Genomic DNA, 22,258 nt, shown 5'->3' on the forward strand with positions numbered 1-22,258 from the left:
AACTGACGAGAGTACATCACAAGCCTATGGTGGTGGAAAAATCCTCTATCTCTAAAGAGATAAACATATAGTCTGCGCTCATGTGAAAACATGAGAAGTTCATAAGAGAACTGTCTAAGGAATTGCGCCCTTAGTTGAACGAGATAAATTTAATTAAATCTATTAAGTCTCATTGAATCTACCGAACACATGTGCTATGGTAGGTTCAATGAGGTAAGAATAATAATGAAATTTTCACGAGTTAGTCAAGTATCAGAATTAACAGGTTTGCATCCGAGTAGTCTTACGAGAATGCTGGTGGAACACGCTACTATTCAGAAGAACAAATCTTTCATTAAAGGAGTTACATTCTGATGATATTGGCGAAGAAAGTCAGACTAATTCCAACGCCTGAACAAGAAAAAGTGCTTAGAAACCATGCTGGCGCTGCAAGATTCGCTTATAACTATTGTAAAAGAATGAGTGATAGATACTATAAGCTATTTGGAAAATCTGTTTCACAGTTAGCTTTACAGAAACGATTTACAAAGATCAAGAAGCGAAAGAGATATGAGTGGTTAAAAGACATCAATGCACAAGTTCCCAAACAGGCTTCAAAAGATTTTGATACGGCGAGAAAACATTCGTTCAAAAAGTACAAAAATGGTTATCACACTTCTTATAAATCCAAAAAAGATTTAATTCAAGGATTTTATGCCAATTATGAAAGACTGGTTATAGGAAAGAAAGTAGTTCATATTCAGTCTATTGGAGAAGTGAAAACAAGCCAACAACTACCAAGAAATAAAAAACCATCCAATCCAAGAGTTACCTTTGACGGTCGTCACTGGTGGATGAGTGTAGGGTTCCAAGAAGACTTTGAATTACAAGAACTAACCGATGAGTCGATTGGTGTGGATGTTGGTTTAAAAGAGCTTTTTGTAGCTTCTAATGGTATGAAAGAACGAAATATAAACAAAGATGCTAAGGTTAAAAAACTTTTGAAAAGGAAAAAGTCAGCACAAAGAGATATGTCGAGGAGATTTAAAAAAGGTGTAAAAATTCAATCTGCCGGATATGAAAAAGCGAAAGCTGAGCACCTGCGGTTATCTAGGAAAATTACGAATATCCGAAATAACCATATCCATCAAGCAACAGCTAAATTGGTGAAAACCAAACCAATGAGGATTGTTGTGGAAGACTTATCTATCTCAAACCTGTTAAAAAACAAAAAACTATCGAAAGCATTTTCATTTCAAAAATTACACTTCTTCTTTCAATGTCTGTCATACAAGTGCGAGAAGTACGGCACTGAGTATGTAAAAGCTGATAAATGGTTCGCTTCAAGCAAGATTTGCTCATGTTGCGGCGTAAAATACGACCATACAGTTCAACCAGAAGGACAGTGGAGTTTAAAAATACGTGAGTGGTGTTGTGCTTCATGCAATAGCCATCACGATAGGGATGTAAATGCTTCGATAAACTTATCAAGATGGGTAAAATAAATGCTTGATAATAGGAGGTAACGATACTGCCTCGTGTGGAGTGTTATACCCCTCGTCCCTTCGGGGTTGCGAGAACACGATGAAGCACTAACTTGTGTAAATTTGATTGAATTGTATAGATTTAGTTAAGTTTATCGTATCGGAGCGAATAATTTGGAACAGAAAAAGCTAAAAAGAATTCTTGAATATGTATGGATCGCGGTTGTGCTCCTTGTAGGATATTATTTATTAAAAGATAAAAGTATATGGATTCTATTTTTAATGACTTTCTTATTAGCGGGTTTAGGCACGTTATTTATTAATTTCTTCTTTGATAGTGTAAATGCGTGGAAGAAGAAAAAGAAGAAAAAGAAGGAGACGAAGTAAAGGGGGAATCTATGCAAAAGTGGAAGCTTATATATTAGGTGATTATCTTCTTATTGCTTGTAAGTATTGGAGTTTTTAAATACGCTACACCAATAGGGAATTGGGCATCGCTTACAGCTTGCATCGGCATATTCATCATTTTACAATCGTTAACGAGAAAACATAATAAAACAGGAAAATAGCTCGCCGTTTCATTGGCGAGCTATTTTATTATGCTTCTTTCGTCTCATCATTTGTTTTTTCAGTAGCTAAATGACTATGCTTTCTAGAGTAGAAGAAATAGAAGCATAAGCCGACTATAAGCCAAACTGCAAAGCTAATCCATGTCGTTTTAGACAAATTGATCATTAAATATAAACAGCAAAGGATTGCGACAACTGGTAGTACAGGTACGAATGGAGTACGGAATCCGCGTTTTAAGTCAGGATGTGTTTTTCGTAAAATAAGTACAGCACAGCAAACGAATGTGAAAGCTGTTAACGTACCGATGTTTACTAAATTCGCGAGTAAATGTAGGTCTAAAAGTCCCGCTAATAAAGCGGCAACAACGCCAGTAATCCACGTATTTAATAAAGGGATTTTCACTTTTTTATTTACGCGTGCTAACGCTTTTGGAAGTAAACCGTCGCGGCTCATCGCATATGAAACACGAACTTGTCCATACATAACGACTAAGAGAACGGTTGTCATTCCAGTCATCGCACCAACAGCGAGTAATCCTGCAATTGTATCTTCACCAACGAAATGCAATGCAAATGCAACTGGATCAGAAACATCTAATTGTGTATAAGGAACCATGCCTGTTAAAACGAAAGATACAATCATGTATAAAACAGTACAAATAAGAAGGGAACCGATAATGCCAATTGGTAAATCACGCTGTGGTTTTTTCGTTTCTTCTGCAGCGGTTGCGATTGCATCAAACCCTAAAAAGGCGAAGAATACAGTGGCAGCTCCAGTAATAATACCGTCGTATCCGAATGGAATGAACGGTGTCCAATTTTCAGGCTTTACATATTTTGCGCCTGCAACGATAAAGGCAATGATAACAGCTAGTTTAATAAGAACCATAATATTATTAATGCGTGCACTTTCACGTATACCAAAACTTAAAAGGCCAGTAATAAGAAGTAAAATACAGACAGCTGGTAAATCGATGATACCACCTTTTCCAACACCGGGGGCCGAGGCGATTATGGCGGGAAGGTGTATGTTAAATCCTTGTAGTAAAGATTGTAAATAACCAGACCACCCAACAGCTACAGCTGCAACGGCAAGTAAATATTCAAGCATTAAACACCATCCGACGATGAAGGCGACGACTTCTCCGACTGTCATATATGCGTAAGTATACACACTTCCTGAGACAGGTATAGAAGAAGCAAATTCAGCATAACAAAAGGCTACACAAGCACAAGTAAATGCAGCGATAAGAAATGATAGCATAATACCAGGACCAGAATGTTTTGCTGCAACAATACCCGTTAATACAAAGATCCCTGTCCCAATTACGGCGCCGATTCCTAAAAACGTTAAATCGAGTGCAGTTAATGTTCTATCTAGTTGCTTTGGTGATTCAGTACTGAGCGCTTTTTTTCGTAATAATGACTTCATTTTGGACTCTCCCCCCGTTTTTCATTTCCATAACTGCGAATATAGTATGAGCCCATTAGAAAAGAGTACGTAAGTAAATGGAGGTACAGTTATGGTATGTAGTTTTTTAAAGTTTCTGGATTAACTTTATTATAATTCAGAATATTTTGTCAAATAAAACTTTAACAAATAAAATGCGGATGAATAGGGGAAACTATGTGCGGAAATGGATGCGGGTTAACAAATAGATTTATATTATATAGTAGGAGAAGATGCTATGTTATTTTATTTTGAACTTGTCGTCATTTTACTTTGTACGAAATTAGCTGGTGATATTAGCGTTAGACTCGGTCAGCCTTCTGTACTTGGTAAATTACTTGTTGGTATTATTATCGGTCCTGCGGTGCTAGGTATTATTAATAGTTCAGAACTTATTGATGAGCTTAGTGAAATTGGTGTTTTGCTACTTATGTTTATGGCGGGACTTGAAACAGATTTAGAAGAGTTAAATCGGAATTTGAAATCGTCGTTTGCAGTAGCGGCTGGTGGAATTATTTTTCCTTTCATCGGTGGATATGTGACAGGACTGTTGTTTGGATTAATGCAATCTCACGCCATTTTTTTAGGATTATTACTTTGTGCAACATCGGTTAGTATTACAGTGCAAACGCTAAGAGATTTAGGGAAGATGAATACGAGAGAAAGTACAACGATTTTAGGTGCTGCCGTATTTGATGATGTAATTGTCGTTATTTTATTAGCGTTTGTTATGAGCTTCTTAGGAACGCAAGATGTGAATATAACACTTGTCATTGTAAAGAAAATTGTTTTCTTTGTAAGTATTGTTTTTATCGCATGGAAAGTCGTTCCTTGGATTATGAAAATGCTTGTGCCGCTTCGCGTAACAGAAGCTTTAATTAGCGCGGCTCTTATTATTTGTTTCTCTTTTTCGTATTACAGTGAAATGATGGGAATTGCAGGTATTATTGGAGCATTTGCAGCAGGAATTGCCATTTCTCAAACGGAGTATAAGCATGAAGTGGAACATAAAATTGAACCGATTGCTTATGCGATATTTGTACCAGTGTTCTTCGTAAGTATCGGAATGGAAATTACATTTCAAGGAATCGGGAGTCAGCTTTGGTTCATTATCATTATGACGCTCGTTGCGATTTTCACAAAGTTAATCGGATCAGGTTTAGGAGCAAGACTGACAGGATTCAACCTCCAATCTTCTATTAGTATTGGTGCAGGGATGGTGTCACGCGGAGAAGTAGCGCTGATTATCGCAGCAAATGGACTGACGGCGAATTTATTAGCGAAAGAAAATTTCACAGCGATTGTTATTGTTGTTATATTGACAACGATTATTACGCCGCCACTTTTAAAGAAGTATTTTGTATAGAGGGAAAGAGCTTATCTAACGTAGGTAAGCTCTTTTTATTTCAAAAAGCAATGGGCATGTAGCATGAGTGGTTTGTAATTATGGTAAAATCTATGTATATGATGTGGACGAGGAGAGGGATGTTTGAAGATTACGAAGGGGAAGGTTATAGGCGTAATCATACTTATTGCACTATGTATACCATTTACCGCATGGAAAGAATCAAAAAGTGAAATATTTTCCAGTTTCTATTTTTTCTTCCTATGTAGAAGATGAAAACCGAAAGACTATAAGTACACTGCTTTTGTACCTGACTTTGCAATTTGGATATATGGATGGGAAAAACAGAGATCTGAAGGTGAAATAACGTCATATAAAAAAGGGGATCGAACTGTAATTGTTCATCATCCACCTGGTAATGATGGTTTTTATCTATATGATACAAATGATATTAGAGAATATACGCAACCGTAAGAAGTGGAGGTTAAATAGTGAAAGCTTCAACATTACTATTTAAAATTGAAAATAATATGGATCAATTTTCACCAGCTGAAAAGAAGGTTGCCATGTACATAATGGAGAACGCAGAGATTGTTCCAAATTTAACGACAAAAGAAGTGTCTACAAATGCGGGATCGAGTGAGGCGAGTGTTGTACGTTTTTGTAAAACAATCGGTATTGGAAGCTTTAAAGCATTTAAGATAGCGCTTGTTCGTGAATTAACGATTGCTGATTATAATATTAACGATTTTTCAGTAATGAATAAGGAAGATGGACCGTACGATTTGTTTAATAAAGTTACGTATGTGAATAAAGCTGCAATTGAGGCAAGTGTTACGGCGATAGATAAGAAGGAACTTGAGAAAGCTGCAGATCGTATTGTAAATGCGGATAAGATCTTATTTTACGGCGTAGGTGGGTCAGCGACACCGGCGATGGATGGGGCGTATAAATTTACACGGCTCGGATTTACAGCGATGATGCTATCTGATTTTCATATGATGTTGCCGCTTGTGACGAATTTAAAAGAAGGCGATATATTTGTGGCAATTTCAACATCTGGGCGAACGAAAGATGTGCTTGAAATGGCGCAATATGCAAAGAGACAAGGTGCAACTGTTATCGGAATTACAAAACTTGACCAATCATCACCTTTATATAAAGAAGCGGACATTCGCCTTTGTATGCCGGATGTAGAGCAAGATCATCGTATTGCGAGTATTGCTTCGAGAATGACGCAACTGAATATGATTGATGCTTTATATGTGATTACTTTTAATCGAATTGGCAATAAAGTGCTGGATCAATTTATGGAGACGCGAGAAGAAGCTTTGCGGTTACGGAAGTTAAAGTAGAAGAAAAGATGAGGGGACTCATCTTTTTTTATCCCGCTATTTGCCGGGCAGTAAGACCCCTCCCTCAAAATTCAGTGGAAGCAAAGAAAGTTAGGTGGGGGTCGGGCTGATTAAAGTTTCACTTTATTATCTTTGACAAAAATATGTCATGTTGTGAAATTTTATTTCATAAAATAAGAAAGAGTTATTGATTTTTAGTTTCTTAAAGTTATAATAAAAGTGTGAAATATAATTTCAAAGAGGGTGGCAATATGTTAGAAAATTTATCGACAGAACACCGTAATGAGAAAACGACGAATCTAGATGAGATGAGTATAAAAGAAGTGTTACAAAGTATGAATGAAGAAGATCGAACTGTTGCGTTAGCAGTTGAAAAAGAAATAGAACACATTGAAAAGGTCGTACAGACTGTTATTAAATCTTTTGAAGAAGAGGGCCGATTAATTTATATTGGGGCTGGTACGAGTGGCCGTTTAGGTATTTTAGATGCGGTTGAATGCCCACCAACATTTGGAACAGATGATAAAATGGTGCAAGGATTTATAGCAGGTGGATTGAAAGCGTTTACTAAGGCGGTGGAAGGTGCCGAAGATCGCGAAGAATTAGCAGAAGAAGATTTGAAAAGTATTGGCTTAAACGAGAAAGATACAGTGATTGGTATTGCGGCAAGTGGTAGAACCCCTTACGTAATTGGCGGATTGAAATACGCACATAGTGTGGGAGCAAGTACGGCGAGTATTTCTTGTAATAAAAATGCTGAAATAAGTAAGTATGCAAAACTCAATGTAGAAGTAGAGACAGGTGCAGAAATATTAACAGGCTCAACACGTTTGAAGGCTGGTACAGCGCAAAAATTAGTGCTCAATATGATTTCAACAGCGTCAATGATTGGTGTAGGAAAAGTATATAAAAACTTAATGGTAGATGTTCAATCTACGAATGAAAAGTTAGTAGAACGATCAAAACGAATTATTGTGGAAGCAACAGGAGTTAGTTATGAAGTAGCGGCAGAGTATTACGAAAAAGCAAATCGTAATGTGAAAGTTGCTATCGTTATGGTATTACTACAGTGTGAGTATGGGGAAGCACTAGAAAAACTAAAAGAAGCGAAAGGCTTTGTGAAGAAAGCATTATAAAGTGAAACGATAAGAATAGGGAGGGGGATTCTATTATGAAGAAAGAAGAGAGAATGGCCAAAGAAATTTCAGAGCAACTTGGGGGAATAAAAAATATTCGTGGCATTGCTCATTGTATGACGAGACTGAGGTTAACGCTTCATGATGAAAGTAAAGTGAATATGGATCTTTTGAAAAAGGTTGAAGGCGTTATGGGCGTCATTGAAGATGAAACACTTCAAGTTGTTGTTGGTCCAGGAACTGTAAATAAAGTAGCAGCTGAAATGGAAGTTTTAACAGGATTACGAATTGGTGAGGTTGCAGATCATCATCTTGAAGATATTGGTCAAGAGATTAAATCAGAGATGAAGAAGAAAAATAATACACCAGTGAAGAACTTTTTACGAAAAATAGGTAACATTTTTATTCCGTTAATACCTGGTCTTGTTGCATCAGGAATTATAAACGGAGTTGCTAACTTTGCGAAAAACGCTGGTGCTGATCCGAATGCTACATGGCTACAAATGTTACTACTCATTGGCGGCGGTATCTTTACATTTTTAGGGATTTTAGTCGGTTGGAATACAGCGAAAGAATTTGGCGGGACACCAGTTCTTGGGGCGATTGCGGGTATTTTAATTTTCAATCCGGCGATGGCAAATGTGAAATTATTTGGTGAGGCAATGGTACCTGGGCGGGGCGGATTGTTTGCAGTTATTTTTGCAGCGTGGCTTATGGTAGTAGTTGAGAGAAGAGTACGAAAAGCAGTGCCGAATGCAGTAGATATTATTGTAACACCGCTTATTACTGTATTAGCTGTAAGTATAGTAACGATGTTAGCGATTCAGCCAGCAGCGGGATTTTTATCTGATGGTATTACGAGCGGTATTAACGCAATTTTAAATGTTGGTGGGGCATTTGCTGGAGCAGTGCTAGCCGGAACGTTTTTACCACTCGTTATGGTCGGATTACACCACGGTTTAACACCGATTCATATGGAATTTATTAATCAAACGCACGTAACACCTTTATTACCAGTACTCGCAATGGCTGGTGCCGGTCAAGTGGGCGCAGCGATTGCAATTTATGTAAAAACAAAAAATAAACGACTTCGTAACGTAATTAAAGGTGGATTGCCAGTTGGGTTTTTAGGGATTGGTGAGCCGTTATTATACGGGGTTACATTACCACTTGGAAAACCTTTTATTACTGCTTGTTTAGGAGCGGCTGTCGGTGGTGCATTCCAAGCAGTTATGAAAACGGCTTCACTCGGAATTGGCGTATCAGGATTATCTTTAATCCCGTTAATTGCTGATAATAAATATTTACTATATTTCTTAGGTTTAGTCATTGCATATACTTTCGGATTTATCTTCACGTACTTCTTCGGATTTAAAGAAGAAATGGCAGAAAACATATAGAGAAAGGGATTCCTTTTTCTTTTTCTATTCATAGAAAGGGAGATTCATATGATAGGAGTTTCAATTTATCTTTCAAAAGGGCAAGCAGACAAACAAAAAGAGTGGCTAAAAATAGCGAAGGAAAACGGATTTTTATCTATTTTTACATCACTTCATATTCCGGAAGATGATCCAGATACGTATAAAGAGTTAATTCAAACATTAGGGAAACAGGCTCTCGAAAATGAAATGGAATTAATGGTGGATATATCTCCAAAGTCGTTAAATCATTTAGGAATAATGTATGAAAATGTGGAAGTGTTATTGGGCTTTGGTATTACTGGTTTACGAATGGATTATGGCATTGCGCCGAAGGAAATTGCGCGTGTATCTCATAAGATGAAAGTAGCTTTAAATGCGAGTACGATTACAGAATCTTTCTGGGAAGAGTTACTTGCGGAAAATATACGGGTAGAGAATGTAGAAGCGTGGCATAATTTTTATCCGCGTCCAGAAACAGGACTAGCAAGGTCCTTCTTACAAAAGCAAAATCAATATTTACATGCGTGTGGAATAACAACGATGGCATTTATTCCGGGAGATGAGGATAAACGTGGCCCATTATATGAAGGGTTACCAACGTTAGAAAAGCACCGCAATATGCGCCCGCTTGAAGCGTTTTTAGAACTTGTTCAAGATTGTGATGTCGATAAAGTGTTGATTGGAGATATAAGTGCTAGTTTAGAAAGTGTACAAGAAATTGCGAGCGTGAGTAGAGGGATTATTCCGCTGCGATATGAGTCATTTATAAATGAAAATGAAGTATTAAAAGTAGTAGAGCAAGTGCATACAAATAGATTAGACCCAGCACGTGATGTCATTCGCTCAGTAGAATCAAGGGAAGGAAATAAAGTGATTTTACAGCCGATGCATGCAATCGCAAGAAAGAAAGGCAGTATCACAATTGATAATGAATTGTACGGTAGATATGCCGGGGAGATGCAAGTTGTTATAAATGATTTGCCTACAGATGAGAAGGTGAATGTTGTCGGAATGGTTGTGGAAGAGGACGTGCTGTTATTGCCTTATATTGGTGCTGGAAAAAAGTTTCAACTTTTTCTGTGCGATTGAGTAAAAGCTTGAATTAGCGCTATTTTATAAAAGACATTATTCGTAAAACGGATAATGTTTTTTGTTTTCTTTAAAAAAAGCATTTGACGAATGAAACGAAATACCGTATTGTTTTGTCTTGTGAATAAATGTTCACCATAACAAAACAAAAAAGGAGAGTTCAAAATGAATCAATATATTGGGAATTTAATTATTCGTATCGTGTTAGGAGTTACGTTCTTTGCACACGGTTTAGCAAAGTTTCAATCAGGTATAGATAACGTAGCAGGATGGTTTACAAGTATCGGTTTACCAGGTGGCCTTGCGTATGGCATAGCGACAGTTGAATTAGTTGGTGGTATATTATTAATTATCGGTTTAGGTGTTCGATATGTAGGATTGTTATTCGCTCTTATTTTAGCTGGAGCTATCGTAAAGGTAAATGGAGCAGCAGGATTATTAGGAGATGGCAAGAATCCAGGATATGAATTAGATCTTGCATTATTATCAATGGGTGCGTATTTATTCGTTGTAAAAGCAGAAGGATATGTAGATCGTTTCTTAAAAGAGAAAGTAATGAAAACGAAGTAAATTTTATTTATAAATTGTTGACTTAAATATTTATTGTAACTATAATGATTACAACGACTAAGTTAAGAATGAAGTTAATTAGCATATTTTTTTACACAAGTTGTAACTTAAGTAGTTACAACTTGTGTAAAGAATAAATAAACGAGGGAGGAATTACTATGCTTAAATCAAATTTAGAAATTATTCAAAGTACGTATGAAGGATCAGCTTCTTCGAATGCAAGACATTTAGCAGAAGCCCTCTCTGAAAAAATAGAATGGACAGAGGCAAAAGGTTTCCCGTACGGCGGAACGTATATAGGTACAGAGGATATAATGGAAAATGTATTTAGTCGTTTAGGATCAGAATGGGATGATTATACAGCGAGTGTAAATATGTATCATGAAGTAAACGGAAAAGATGTAATTATTGCTGAAGGTGTTTATTCAGGAGTTTATAAAGAAACGGGAAAATTGTTTGAAGCAGAATTTGTTCATATATGGCAGCTTGAAAATGGGAAAATTATAAAATTTAAGCAATATGTGGATAGTTTTATTGTGCGAGAAGCGATGAAGGTTTAAAATAGAATAAGGAAACAAATGGAATCGGCTGTGCGCAGGCGATTCCATTTGTTTATGTGATTATTAGGGGAATGGGGAATACATAATATGAAAAAATGGATTATAGGGACAATTACAATGATTGTAATTGCGATAGGAGCTGTATTCGGTGTTACGAAACTTCTTAATTATATAGAAGAAGAGGAGAAGAGTCTGAAAGCACAAAATGTAACGGGGCAACAAGGGAAGAAAGCAAAGGAAGAGAAGCAACAAGCTAGTGAAGATGAAATTATTTCTACCATGCATAGGATGGTACATCAAAAAGTGAAATCCTCTGAAAAATGGGGATTTATTGAAATGACAAATAAGGAAATTCGTAGTGCGAAGGAAGCGGTAGAAAGCAGTACAAATTTTAAAAATAAATCAAAGTTACTTGCTACTTTGGAGCGCTGGGAGAAAGGGGATTTTTCACAAACGGTTGAGGAGCATAACTTTTTGTGGGAAATTCAAGGTGGTGATACTGGAAAGGCAACAGAACGTTTATCGCCAGAAGAAGAAAAGAAGTATGTGAAAGAAATGAAAGGTAAATAAAAACATCGCCACTTTGGTGGCGATGTTTTTTTGATTAAGAATGTTTGCGCAGTAAAGCTCTAGTTGGCTGAACAGCAACTGTTTTGAAATGAGAAAATAAATAACATCCTGTCACGACGACAATTGTACCTAAAATTTGTATCCATGTTAATTCTTCTCCTAGAAAAAGGAATGCTAAAATAGCTGTGAAAATCGGATTGAAGTTTAGAAAAATTCCCGATGTTGTAGCTCCTAATTTTTGTACACCAATGTTCCAAAATACCATACAAAGTACTGTTGAAATGATTCCTGTATATAAAAGCGATGTAATGAATGATGTATTTATATTTGAAACAGTGAAGTTCCCGATGTTAAATGGCAATAATAAAATAATGCCGAAAATACCAGAATATAACGTCGCCATTAGCGGTGTAGTTGTTTTTGTTGCCCATTTACTGCACACAGAATATATCCCCCAAATACAAACTGCCGCAATCATCCATAAATCTCCGCTATTAAAATGTAGTGAAAATAAAAGTGAGAAATCACCTTTTAATAGAACGAGGATAACCCCGAAGAATGAAAGGGTCATGGATAATATTTGAAGTGTATTTACTTTTTCTTTTAGAAATAATACCGAAAATAGTGCAATTGAAATTGCATTCAATGTAGAGATGAGACCCACATTCGTTGCGGATGTTTTTTCTAATGCTAAAAATTGAAAGATGTTAAAGAGAGCGACTCCTGAAACCCCCATCAGTATTAAAGGTAGTATCGCAGCGCGCGGTGGCAGGATTTTCTTTTCTTTAAACCATACCATAGGTAATAAACAAACGATCGCAATGATCCATCTTAAACTCGTCAGTGTCATCGGCGAGGCATGATCGACGAGAGATTTCCCAACGACAAAATTCCCTCCCCATAATAAGCTCGTTAATAATAGTAAAAAGACATAAAAATAAGGCATATTAAAATCCCCTTTGTTATAATCAATACGAATTGTAAATAATTTTAGCATTTTTCTTTATTGTGTAATATATTCTTTTGTATAATGGTTAAAAATCAATAAAATATTTCGTTTCGTTTGTATATTAAAGAATAATATTCAGTTTCATTTGAATTAAGGGATGTTTTTTCGAATAATCATCGGTAAGAAAAAAGGGGGAATTATAATGGAGTCATCTGTTATTAAAGTGTTAGATGATTTGGATGTACAAATTTTAGATATATTGCAGAAAGAATCACAAGTAAGTAATGCAGAACTTGCACGCCGTGTTAATTTATCTCCAGCTGCGATGCATGCAAGAATAAAAAGGTTAGATGGAGAAGGTTTTATTGATAAGCAAGTAGCAATTTTAAATCAAGAAAAGCTCGGTTTTGATTTACTATGCTTCATTTTTATGAGCACAAATATTCATCAGTATGAAAAGCTTGAAGTGCTAGAACGAGAATTAGAATCGATGCCTGAAGTGTTAGAATGTCATTGTTTAACAGGGGAATATGATTATTTATTAAAAGTTGCAAATCGTGATCGTAAAGAACTGGAGCAGTTTATTAGAAAGTTGAACAAGCTTGGTATTACACGGATACAGACAAGTTTAGCACTGCGTGAAATTAAATATTCGACGGTATTGCCGATACGAAATGAGGAACCGAGCATCGATTAGATTGCTTGGTTTTTTGTTTGTATAAAGTGATTGACGAGGAGAAAAGAGAGATGTATTATTATATAAAATTATGTATTAAAATTCATTTAAGTTTATAAATATTAATATTGGGGGCAAGGGGATATAATATGAAAATCTGTAATGCGGTTACGAGTGATGTGAAAGAAATTTATAGTCTCATTGAAGTTTATGCAAAAGAGGGGGGTGTTTTACCGCGTTCTCTTTTGTCTCTCTATCAATATTTGCAATGTTTATATGTTATGAAAGAAGGAGAGGAAGTCGTTGGAGTTGCTGGCTTACATGTGTTAGGAGAGGATCTTGCAGAAGTACGATCTTTAGTAGTTTCGCATACATATGCAGGGAAAGGGATAGGGCGTATGTTAGTGAATCATGTTATGAATGAGGCGGCAAAGATAAAAGTGAACAGGGTAATTTCTTTAACATATGAAACGGAATTTTTTCAAAAGTGCGGGTTTGATTTTGTGAATAAGGAAGTGTTGCCAGAGAAAGTGTGGATTGATTGCAGGCATTGTCCAAAAGTTGATTATTGCGATGAAGTGGCGATGATTAGGTATGTTGGGTGAAATGTTTAGAGAGAAAAAAGCCCACTATTATTTAAGAAATAGTGGGTATCTATATTTTAGGCAGAAATGAGATGTTGTTAAGAATTTGAATTTGTTTTTCTTACTGCAAAATTAAAAATGGGATTTTTAAGCTCATAGTTATAAGTAGAACCATCGACAAGCCCTATAACTTTATCGCTATCATAAAGGTCGAGCATAAATTGTGCCATTTGTTTTGCAGTGTGGAATTTTGGTACAACATTATCGTATTGGAATTCATCAACATCAAATGATCGTTTCGCGAACTCTGTTTCAGTTGCACCAGGAGCTAAAACTTTTGCTTGTAATTTTGCACCTTGTTCTTTCAGTTCGTGAGATAATCCTTCTGTAAATGCACTTACATAGAATTTCGTAGCGCAATACGTAACAGCATTAGCGACAATCGTATATCCACCGCCTGATGAAACGTTAATAAGCTGTGTTCCATCAATCATTGAATAATCTCGAACGAAAAGGGAAGAGAGTATTGTTAGTGCTTCTATATTTACATGCAACATCGTTTCTATTTTATTTAAATTTTGTTCAGCGATTGAGGCAAAATTACCAAAACCTGCGTTGTTAATCCACGTTTCAATCTGGAAACTTTGGAGACTTTCATAAAGTTTATAAACATTTTCCGTGACGGATAAATCAGTTCTTCGAATGACAACATCTAACTCCGGATACATTTCGTTAATTTTCAATTGTAATCCATCTAATTCTTCTTTTCTTCGAGCTACAAGTATTATATTTTTTCCACGAGATGCAAAGGCTAAAGCCGATTCATAGCCAATTCCAGAACTAGCACCAGTAATAACAGTATATTTCATATAAAATCCCCCTAAGTTCAAATTCATTTATGGTTAGATTGTATTTGTTAGAGTATACTCTAAGTCAAATGTTTTTTATAAATTTGATAAGAACGCAAAATATATGAGAGCAAATGGCATGTGGAGGGAGTATGAGTATGTACACAATTAGTGAGGTAGCTACATTATTAGGAGTGAGCACACATACATTACGTTATTATGAAAAAGAGAACATACTAATTGCAAATCGCGATACAAATGGAAATCGACTGTATGAAGAATCACATATAAAGTGGTTGCAGTTTGTAATGAAGTTAAAACAAACGCAAATGCCAATAGCGAAAATAAGAGAATACGCTAGATTATATTTAGAAGGGGAGCATACAACTGAAGCTCGTTTACAGCTCCTAGAAGATCACAGGAAATCTATTCAGATTCAAAGAGAAAACTTAGAAGTTACAGAGAAGATGCTTGAAAATAAAATCATTGCATACAAAGACTCGTTGAAAAATACATAGATTAAAAAATACGCTGTTTCCTGTTACGTGATGAAAAATGGATGTGATCTATGAGTATTTCATCATAGTGTGCGGACAAATAAAAAGAGCAGCTAGCAAAAGCTAACTGCTCCATTCAAGGGATCTCTCCAAGGGGGAGTGGAGAAAGTATCGTATTATCAATATTATTGACGGAATATTGATTTTATTAAACTAGATTAAAAATTTGAAAGACTATTGTGTTAACTAAAATTATAACAGTATTAAAAAGTTCATGTATACGCTCAAAGTTTTGACTACTATGAAATCCATACTTTTTATCTTTTTGATATTTGGAACGAATGAATTACTTGGAAAAATGGATGATTAATTATAACGATTATGTAATTATAATTACATTAAAAACTCATATGTTTCTAATTTATAAAAAATATTACAATTACATTACAAAAACTGTTGACTATATTTAATTAACGTAATACAATTCTGTTTGTGGAAATAAAAACTAAAAATATTCATTAATTGGGGGATTTGGAAAATGAAGAAAGTTATTTTGCCGATTTTAATGTCTTCAATGTTTATCATACCAGCAGTGTCTCATGCAGAAGAAAATGTAGTTTCTCAAAAGAATGCGGATACAATTGAGCAAGTTCAAGAAAAACGTGGTTGGTTTCAAGGGACGGGATACTGGTTGTACTATAATGAAGATGGTTCTTTGGCTATAGGTTGGAAAAATATTAATGGAAAATGGTATCACTTTGATGAAACAGGCATGATGGCTACATATATGAAAAATATTCAAGGAAAAACATATTATTTTAATGAAGATGGTTCAATGCAAATAGGATGGAAGAAAGTTCGAGTTTGGCATTATTTTAACGAAGATGGCTCTATGGCTAAAGATTGGAAAAAAATCAATGGTTCATGGTATCACTTTGACAAAGATGGTTACATGTCTGATGGCCGTAGGACTATAGGAGGAAAAACATACACTTTTAATGCAGATGGAACTATGGTTACAGGTTGGCAAGAGATTAAAAGTGGGCCTTATACAGGGAAATGGTTTTACTATAATGCAGATGGCGCTATGGCAACAGGTTGGGCACAAGTGAAAGGGAAATGGTATTATTTTGATGCATCTGGTGTCATGCAAACAGGTTGGTTAAAAAATAATAACGTATGGTATTACTTAAATACAGATGGATCAATGAAAAGCACAGAAAATAACTGGAACGAGGGCTGGTTAGAAGAAAACGGAAAGCGTTATGTTTTTGATGACACTGGTGCTATGCGAAAAGGGAAACTAGCTGAAGGCGGTACGGTTTGGTACTTTAATGAAGATGGTTCAATGCTAACAGGATGGAAACAGCTAGAAGAAGGATGGTATTACTTTAATGATCAATCTGGTGCAAGTGAACAAGGTTGGTTTAGCGATAAAGGGAAATGGTATTACTTTGAAGATGGCCCAATGAAAACAGGTTGGTTACAAGAAAATAAAAATTGGTATTATTTACAGTCTAGCGGTGACATGGCAGTCGGAAAACATTTAATTAATGGAAAATGGTATACGTTCAAACATAACGGTATTATGATGTAACAAAAGGTTTTTAAATAGAAATGTATTTTAAGAGATTTCCATAATGAAAAGGACACCTGTGAGGGTGTCTTTTTTTACGCTAGCCCCCTATTAATAAAGAAAGAATAACATTTTTAACAATAATGAGTACCGATTTTTATTAAGTTGATTGATGGAGGAAGAGACATTGTTGCCATCAAGTTAAGCAATTTACGGTTTCTAAAAATGTAAAGTATTACAAGTAGTTAAATTGTTTATGGAATGTTGGTATTGACATTTTATAAATTATTCGTGTAAAATAATTTATGAATGACATTCAGTCATTTGTTATGAAAGGGTGTAGATAAGTAATTTTTAATAACTGAACAAATATAAGGATAAATGAGGCTGATATTGTTTTTTAAAATAGTAGTTTGCGTGAGATTATATTTTTTAAATTAAAAATGACTGACGGTCAGTCATATAATAATAGAAGGTGAGAGATATGAAAAATAAAGCTTGGTTATATGTGATATTAACATGTATCTTTGAAATATTTTGGGTGTTCGGTTTTAATACAGCCCATACTTGGTGGCATTGGGTTGTTATTGTAGGAGTTATTGCTGTTGATTTTCATTTTCTTTCTAAAGCGTGCGAACATCTTGCAACAGGGACTGTATATGCTGTGTTTGCCGGAGCTGGTACGGTAGGTACTTTCCTAATGGATGTATTCCTTTTCGGCGGCAGTTTCAGTGTAGGGAAACTATTCTTTATCGTGATGGTCGTAGCGGGTGTTATCGGTTTAAAACTGGCTGATAATAAAGAAGAAACCGCGGAAGAAATTGTGAAAGGAGCTGCTTAAAAATGGGTTGGATTTTCGTATTTTGTGCCGCAATTAGTGAAATAGTCGGTGTGATAGGTCTTAAAATGTATAGTAAAGATAAGACGTTAGCAAATGGAGCGATTTATATAGGTGGATTTGCAACTTCCTTCGCATTCTTATACACTTCTTTCTTGTTTTTACAAGTAAGTGTGGCTTATGCGGTTTGGATTGGTATTGGAACAGCAGGCGCAGTTTTATTAAATATGTTTCTGTTTGGTGAATCGAAAAGTAAGGCACGTTTGATTAGCGTAGCTCTTATCGTATGTGGAGTTACAGGATTAAAGGCCCTTTCATAAGAAAAGGATAGTAAAGCTAAATCTCCTAACGATCTGTTGGGAGATTTTTATTATGAAAGTACATGATGATTGACAGTACAGCTAGTTATTTTATAAAATGAGTGACAGTCATTCAATATGTGTTTGAAAGGGTTAGATGATGAATAAAAAAGAAAAAATTGTCTATGCAGCTATTGAAGTGTTTAAGGAAAAGGGCGTTGAAAAAACGAAGATTTCTGATATCGTGAAATTGGCTGGCATTGCACAAGGAACTTTCTATTTATATTTTCCTTCTAAGCTATCTGTTATGCCTGCAATAGCAGAAGTGATGGTTGAGAAGATGATACTTGCAGTGAAAGAAAAAGTACAGAACGATGCATCTTTTTCAAGTAAAGTTGAGCAAGTAATAGATGCAGTATTTAACTTTATAGCTGAATATCGTGAAATACAAGCATTAATGTATGCGGGTCTTGCATCTACTGAACATATAAAAGAATGGGAAGCTGTATATGAGCCTCTTTATATGTGGCTAAGCGAATTTTTAAGCGAGGCAAAAGAAGCTGGTGAAATTCGTGATTCGGTTCACGCAGAGCGAACAGCCAAGTTATTTATCGCTCTTGTTGAATCAGCAGCGGAACAAGTTTATTTATACGATCATAAAGATGATGAGCAAGTGGAGCTTCAAAAGGCAGAAGTACTAGATTTTTTAATACATGCACTACATATAAAGAAATAAAGGGAAACTTTAATTGGTAGGGGCATTCCCTGCTGATTATTAGCCCGCATTAATGGGGACAAAACAGTTAGGTGAACCTATCTTAAGAGGGTAGGTTCATTTCTACGAAAAACTGAATGATAGTCATTCACCCTGTATTTATGTATGGAAGGATAAAGTGAAACTTTAATGAGTGGGGGTATCTCCACTCATTATTAGCCCACAAATAGCAGGATAAAGAAAAAGTTTCTTGGGCATTATTTTTGAGAGGAACTTATGGGAAGAGGTGTTAAAAAGTGAAGAAACCGATAAAAGAACAAAAGATGGTATTGGTCATTCTTTTAAGCAATATATTTATCGCTTTTTTAGGGATTGGGTTAATCATTCCGGTTATGCCGTCCTTTATGAATGATATGAATTTAACAGGTAAAACGATGGGCTATCTCGTTGCAGTGTTTGCAATGGCTCAGCTCATAACTTCACCTATTACAGGTCGTTGGGTCGATCTTTACGGTAGGAAGAAAATGATAATCATTGGATTATTTATTTTTGGTGTTTCAGAGCTGCTTTTTGGATTAGGAAAAGATGTGTGGATGCTTTATGTAGCGAGGGTGTTAGGTGGAATTAGTGCTGCGTTTATTATGCCGGGAGTTACAGCATATGTTGCGGATATTACATCGATTCAGGAACGACCAAAGGCGATGGGTTATCTTTCAGCAGCTATTAGCACTGGATTTATTATAGGGCCTGGAATCGGCGGGTTTATTGCAGAATACGGAATACGTGTGCCGTTCTTTGTGGCAGCAGTGATTGCCTTTATAGCATGTGTGATTTCGATCTTTATTTTAAAAGAACCGTTAACGAAAGAAGAGCTTGCAGAAATTTCTTCTAATACGAAAGAATCAAGCTTTATTGGAGATTTAAAGAAATCATTAAACCCAATGTATGCAATTGCATTTATTATCGTATTTGTACTCGCATTTGGATTATCAGCATATGAAACTGTGTTTAGTCTGTTTTCTGATCATAAATTTGGTTTCACGCCGAAAGATATTGCTGCAATTATTACAATTAGTTCAATCTTTGGGGTAGTCGTGCAAGTATTTATGTTTGGAAAATTAGTTGACATGTTTGGTGAAAAAGTGTTAATTCAAATATGTTTAATTGTAGGTGCAGTGTTAGCGTTTGTATCCACTGTAGTCTTTAATTATTGGATTGTACTTCTCGTTACTTGCTTCATTTTCTTAGCATTTGATTTACTTCGTCCAGCTTTAACGACGTTTTTATCCAAAGCAGCTGGAAAAGAGCAAGGATTTGTTGCTGGTATGAACTCAACGTATACGAGTTTAGGAAATATCGCAGGACCTGCTATGGGCGGAATATTATTTGATATGAATATTCATTATCCATATGCATTTTCAGGAGTTATTTTAATCGTAGGTCTCGGCATTACATTTATGTGGAGAGAGAAACAGCTAGCTGAAAGTTTTGCGAAGTAATGTAGTGAATAATGAAAAGCCTCTTACTATTTGTATGGTAAGGGGCTTTTCGTTTATAAACTTAATCCAAACCGCTTTAATTCAATAAAAATCCCCTCTAATTGCTTTCCTTTATCCGTTAAAGTGTACTCTACGCGGGGCGGAACTTCTGGATATACTTTTCGCGTTATAATCCCTTGTGCTTCCAATTCTTTTAGGCGAAGCGATAATGTTTTTGGGCTAATGCCGTCCATTGATTTTTGTAAATCACTAAAACGTAAAGTTCCTTCAATAAGAAGGTCACGAATGATTAAAAACGTCCATTTTGTACTGATTACGTCAAGCGTTTTAGCGATAGGACAAGGTATGCCAGGTAAACCTTTCGTTAATACAACTGAATCTATATTGTTCATGGAACTAGCCTCCATAAAAATTTTTTGAATGAATTTGCTTTATAGTATCACAAAACTATACTTTTGGTAACTATATGAAAAAAATATCACTACTTCCATAAAGGAAGTTAGTGCATATACAATAGCAATATGAAATAAAAAGGGTTTAGATGAAGAGGAGGTGATTTCCATGAGTATGAAAAAATTGTTTATGTTCCTTAGTTTGTTTGTTGTTTGTATTGTACTTGTAGCATGCGGCGTGGAAGAAAAAACTGAAATTCAGTTATTAAAAGAAATGCCAAAGCCAAAAGCAATGACAATTGATTCTTCATTAAGTAAAAAGGAAGCGACAGAAATGGTTCATGCAGCGCAGCGTTTTTATGCATTTTGGGATACAGGTAAAGAGAATCTTATTCCGCAGACTGTTACGGAAAATTTCTTTGATAATACATTACCGAAAGGTCGTCCGCAAGGTACTGAAGGATTAAAGGTTGCGGCGCAAAATTTTCGTAAAGTCGTTCCTAATATACACTGCGAGATTGAAGATTTATTAGTTGTTGGGGATAAAGTAACAGCTCGTCTTTCTTTTACAGGAACGCATAATGATAAAAAAATCAATTTTTTTGCAATTGATATTTTGCATGTGAAAGACGGAATGATAACGGAAGATTGGCATTTAGAAGATAATCTTACGCTAAAGCAGCAACTGGGCTTAATAGCTGAAGAGTAGATCATATAGGGGAGAGAAAAGCGATGAAAAATATTTTTATAATAAATGGACATGAGAAATACGGTACGAAAGAAGGACGATTAAATAGAACGTTAGTTGATTATATGGTAACGGTATTAAGCGAGAATCATCATGTGAAAACAACAACGATTCAAGATGGCTATAGTATTAAAGAAGAGCAAGAGAAGTTTTTATGGGCGGATGTTGTGATTTATCAAACACCAATTTATTGGTTTAGTGTACCTGGACTATTTAAAACATATATGGATGAAGTGTATGAATACGGTTTGTTCTTTAAAGGTGCTGATGAATATGGAACAGGTGGTTTACTAAAAGAGAAGCAATATATGTTTTCTACAACTTGGAATGCACCTGAAAAAGCATTTGGAGATAAGACGAAGTTTTTTGAAGGAGAAAGTTTAGAGTCAGCGCTTAGTCACTTACATCGCGTACAAAAGTTTCTTGGCATGAGTCCGTTAAAGAGCTTTGCTTGTTATGATGTGGTGAAGAATCCGAATATTGAGCAATATTTATTGAACTTGAAAAATCACTTGGATGGAGTAATTCAATAATAGTTTGTATTGTGAAGAAGGTACTACTAAGGATGTAGTACCTTCTCTTTTATGAAATACGTTGAAAATCTTTACTTATACAGGACTGCTTTAGTTTTTTTGATTTGATTAAATGTGTCATATCAGAGATGTTATCGTATGAAAGCTGAGTATGATAATAGTTAATGTACTCAAGTAATGCAAAAATATAAATAAATAGGGTGAATGATAGCCCACCTAAAGGTAAGTGGGGATACCAAATTACAAAATCAATAGTAAACGTAATAAATCCCGTGATAATTAATGCTATATTTATCTTTTTAAGTATTTTTAAATATTGAATCATCCTAATGGGCGTAACAGATGTTTTCTCTTTTTTTAGTCGTTTCCACTTTACGTACCAGTAAATTACTCCTTGTAATAAGATAAACTCTAAAAGAAGAAATGAGACCCAAAAAGAATATAGGGAATATAAATGTAATGTAGGATAAGCATAATTAAGTAAGTAACTTGTGAAGATAAAAGTAATGACTGAAAATAACTCACCTGTGTATAGATAGGAAAGTCTTTTTTCTAGGTTGCGTTTCATAGTTCCTC

At 35.4% G+C, this 22,258-nt stretch carries 27 protein-coding genes and 1 pseudogene; 23 read left to right on the top strand and 5 right to left on the bottom strand.

Annotation, left to right across the window (positions count from 1 at the left end; genetic code table 11):
* Positions 1-225 precede the first annotated feature (225 nt).
* The 4 genes from JDS98_RS30505 (at position 226) to JDS98_RS22785 (ending at position 2,032) form a co-directional block, all read left to right on the top strand.
* On the top strand, positions 226-354 hold the full coding sequence (locus JDS98_RS30505; RefSeq protein ID WP_000672787.1) for a hypothetical protein: 129 nt from the start codon (positions 226-228) through the stop codon (positions 352-354).
* Positions 354-1,484, top strand: a complete 1,131-nt coding sequence (locus tag JDS98_RS22775) for an RNA-guided endonuclease InsQ/TnpB family protein (protein ID WP_199634344.1) — start codon at positions 354-356, stop codon at positions 1,482-1,484. Before JDS98_RS30505 ends, JDS98_RS22775 begins: the two co-directional genes overlap by 1 nt.
* 153 nt (positions 1,485-1,637) lie before the next feature.
* Positions 1,638-1,850, top strand: coding sequence for a hypothetical protein (locus tag JDS98_RS22780; RefSeq protein ID WP_199634345.1), 213 nt, complete (start codon positions 1,638-1,640; stop codon positions 1,848-1,850).
* 38 nt (positions 1,851-1,888) lie between these two features.
* On the top strand, positions 1,889-2,032 hold the full coding sequence (locus tag JDS98_RS22785; protein ID WP_000583223.1) for a hypothetical protein: 144 nt from the start codon (positions 1,889-1,891) through the stop codon (positions 2,030-2,032).
* A 28-nt stretch (positions 2,033-2,060) separates the two neighbouring features.
* Here JDS98_RS22785 and JDS98_RS22790 read toward each other — a convergent pair whose 3' ends face one another.
* Positions 2,061-3,464, bottom strand: coding sequence for a branched-chain amino acid transporter BcaP (locus JDS98_RS22790; RefSeq protein WP_000838706.1), 1,404 nt, complete (start codon positions 3,462-3,464; stop codon positions 2,061-2,063).
* Between the two features lie 256 nt (positions 3,465-3,720).
* Between JDS98_RS22790 and JDS98_RS22795 the strand changes: the two genes are divergently transcribed.
* The 9 genes and pseudogenes from JDS98_RS22795 to JDS98_RS22835 all read left to right on the top strand — a co-directional run bounded on the left by JDS98_RS22795 (position 3,721) and on the right by JDS98_RS22835 (position 11,528).
* The gene (locus tag JDS98_RS22795; protein ID WP_000899812.1) at positions 3,721-4,848 is read left to right on the top strand and encodes a cation:proton antiporter; all 1,128 of its coding nucleotides are present in this window, start codon (positions 3,721-3,723) and stop codon (positions 4,846-4,848) included.
* Positions 4,849-4,971: 123 nt separating this feature from the next.
* A pseudogene (locus JDS98_RS22800) lies at positions 4,972-5,301 on the top strand (outer surface protein).
* A 17-nt stretch (positions 5,302-5,318) separates the two neighbouring features.
* Positions 5,319-6,182, top strand: a complete 864-nt coding sequence (locus JDS98_RS22805; RefSeq protein ID WP_000648150.1) for a MurR/RpiR family transcriptional regulator — start codon at positions 5,319-5,321, stop codon at positions 6,180-6,182.
* Positions 6,183-6,433: 251 nt separating this feature from the next.
* Entirely contained in the window at positions 6,434-7,318 is an 885-nt protein-coding gene (gene murQ / locus JDS98_RS22810; RefSeq protein ID WP_000892376.1) for an N-acetylmuramic acid 6-phosphate etherase, read from the top strand.
* A gap of 35 nt (positions 7,319-7,353) precedes the next feature.
* Positions 7,354-8,718 (top strand): PTS transporter subunit EIIC, encoded by a 1,365-nt coding sequence (locus tag JDS98_RS22815; protein ID WP_000711285.1) that lies wholly within the window; start codon positions 7,354-7,356, stop codon positions 8,716-8,718.
* A 48-nt stretch (positions 8,719-8,766) separates the two neighbouring features.
* The gene (locus JDS98_RS22820) at positions 8,767-9,828 is read left to right on the top strand and encodes a DUF871 domain-containing protein (protein ID WP_097957712.1); all 1,062 of its coding nucleotides are present in this window, start codon (positions 8,767-8,769) and stop codon (positions 9,826-9,828) included.
* Positions 9,829-9,993: 165 nt separating this feature from the next.
* Entirely contained in the window at positions 9,994-10,398 is a 405-nt protein-coding gene (locus tag JDS98_RS22825; protein WP_001077742.1) for a DoxX family protein, read from the top strand.
* Between the two features lie 158 nt (positions 10,399-10,556).
* Positions 10,557-10,958, top strand: coding sequence for a nuclear transport factor 2 family protein (locus JDS98_RS22830; protein WP_097957713.1), 402 nt, complete (start codon positions 10,557-10,559; stop codon positions 10,956-10,958).
* A gap of 87 nt (positions 10,959-11,045) precedes the next feature.
* Complete coding sequence (locus JDS98_RS22835; RefSeq protein WP_000758760.1) at positions 11,046-11,528, top strand: PRK06770 family protein; 483 nt, start codon at positions 11,046-11,048, stop codon at positions 11,526-11,528.
* Between the two features lie 34 nt (positions 11,529-11,562).
* On the opposite strand, the gene JDS98_RS22840 is transcribed toward JDS98_RS22835, so the two are convergent.
* Positions 11,563-12,474 (bottom strand): DMT family transporter, encoded by a 912-nt coding sequence (locus JDS98_RS22840; protein ID WP_098911307.1) that lies wholly within the window; start codon positions 12,472-12,474, stop codon positions 11,563-11,565.
* A 205-nt stretch (positions 12,475-12,679) separates the two neighbouring features.
* Between JDS98_RS22840 and JDS98_RS22845 the strand changes: the two genes are divergently transcribed.
* Complete coding sequence (locus JDS98_RS22845; protein ID WP_000446110.1) at positions 12,680-13,174, top strand: Lrp/AsnC family transcriptional regulator; 495 nt, start codon at positions 12,680-12,682, stop codon at positions 13,172-13,174.
* A gap of 128 nt (positions 13,175-13,302) precedes the next feature.
* Positions 13,303-13,758 (top strand): N-acetyltransferase, encoded by a 456-nt coding sequence (locus JDS98_RS22850; RefSeq protein WP_098184456.1) that lies wholly within the window; start codon positions 13,303-13,305, stop codon positions 13,756-13,758.
* 77 nt (positions 13,759-13,835) lie between these two features.
* Here the strand turns inward: JDS98_RS22850 and JDS98_RS22855 are convergent, their stop codons facing one another.
* Positions 13,836-14,606 carry an SDR family NAD(P)-dependent oxidoreductase gene (locus JDS98_RS22855; RefSeq protein WP_199634346.1) on the bottom strand — a complete coding sequence of 257 codons (771 nt, stop codon included), beginning with the start codon at positions 14,604-14,606 and terminating at the stop codon, positions 13,836-13,838.
* A 137-nt stretch (positions 14,607-14,743) separates the two neighbouring features.
* On the opposite strand from JDS98_RS22855, the gene JDS98_RS22860 reads away from it, so the two are divergent.
* From JDS98_RS22860 to JDS98_RS22885, 6 genes are all read left to right on the top strand, one after another.
* Positions 14,744-15,103: a MerR family transcriptional regulator gene (locus tag JDS98_RS22860; RefSeq protein ID WP_000288079.1), complete on the top strand. Its 360-nt coding sequence runs from the start codon at positions 14,744-14,746 to the stop codon at positions 15,101-15,103.
* Between the two features lie 517 nt (positions 15,104-15,620).
* Positions 15,621-16,679, top strand: coding sequence for a glucan-binding protein (locus JDS98_RS22865; protein WP_199634347.1), 1,059 nt, complete (start codon positions 15,621-15,623; stop codon positions 16,677-16,679).
* Positions 16,680-17,142: 463 nt separating this feature from the next.
* The gene (locus tag JDS98_RS22870) at positions 17,143-17,499 is read left to right on the top strand and encodes a DMT family transporter (RefSeq protein WP_000790623.1); all 357 of its coding nucleotides are present in this window, start codon (positions 17,143-17,145) and stop codon (positions 17,497-17,499) included.
* A gap of 2 nt (positions 17,500-17,501) precedes the next feature.
* A complete protein-coding gene (locus JDS98_RS22875; RefSeq protein WP_000539702.1) occupies positions 17,502-17,816 on the top strand; it encodes a DMT family transporter in 315 nt (104 codons plus the stop codon).
* Between the two features lie 136 nt (positions 17,817-17,952).
* The gene (locus JDS98_RS22880) at positions 17,953-18,531 is read left to right on the top strand and encodes a TetR/AcrR family transcriptional regulator (protein WP_097854841.1); all 579 of its coding nucleotides are present in this window, start codon (positions 17,953-17,955) and stop codon (positions 18,529-18,531) included.
* 275 nt (positions 18,532-18,806) lie between these two features.
* Positions 18,807-20,009, top strand: a complete 1,203-nt coding sequence (locus JDS98_RS22885) for an MFS transporter (protein ID WP_199634348.1) — start codon at positions 18,807-18,809, stop codon at positions 20,007-20,009.
* Positions 20,010-20,062: 53 nt separating this feature from the next.
* Here JDS98_RS22885 and JDS98_RS22890 read toward each other — a convergent pair whose 3' ends face one another.
* Positions 20,063-20,401 carry a winged helix-turn-helix transcriptional regulator gene (locus JDS98_RS22890; protein WP_001059478.1) on the bottom strand — a complete coding sequence of 113 codons (339 nt, stop codon included), beginning with the start codon at positions 20,399-20,401 and terminating at the stop codon, positions 20,063-20,065.
* 169 nt (positions 20,402-20,570) lie between these two features.
* Between JDS98_RS22890 and JDS98_RS22895 the strand changes: the two genes are divergently transcribed.
* Both JDS98_RS22895 and JDS98_RS22900 read left to right on the top strand, forming a co-directional pair.
* On the top strand, positions 20,571-21,110 hold the full coding sequence (locus JDS98_RS22895) for an ester cyclase (protein WP_199634349.1): 540 nt from the start codon (positions 20,571-20,573) through the stop codon (positions 21,108-21,110).
* Between the two features lie 23 nt (positions 21,111-21,133).
* Positions 21,134-21,682, top strand: a complete 549-nt coding sequence (locus tag JDS98_RS22900) for an NAD(P)H-dependent oxidoreductase (RefSeq protein WP_000789204.1) — start codon at positions 21,134-21,136, stop codon at positions 21,680-21,682.
* Between the two features lie 49 nt (positions 21,683-21,731).
* Here the strand turns inward: JDS98_RS22900 and JDS98_RS22905 are convergent, their stop codons facing one another.
* Positions 21,732-22,250, bottom strand: a complete 519-nt coding sequence (locus JDS98_RS22905; RefSeq protein ID WP_199634350.1) for a general stress protein — start codon at positions 22,248-22,250, stop codon at positions 21,732-21,734.
* Positions 22,251-22,258 lie beyond the last annotated feature (8 nt).

It is taken from the genome of Bacillus cereus group sp. N11 (genome assembly GCF_016483605.1).
GTDB classification, from domain to species: domain Bacteria; phylum Bacillota; class Bacilli; order Bacillales; family Bacillaceae_G; genus Bacillus_A; species Bacillus_A toyonensis.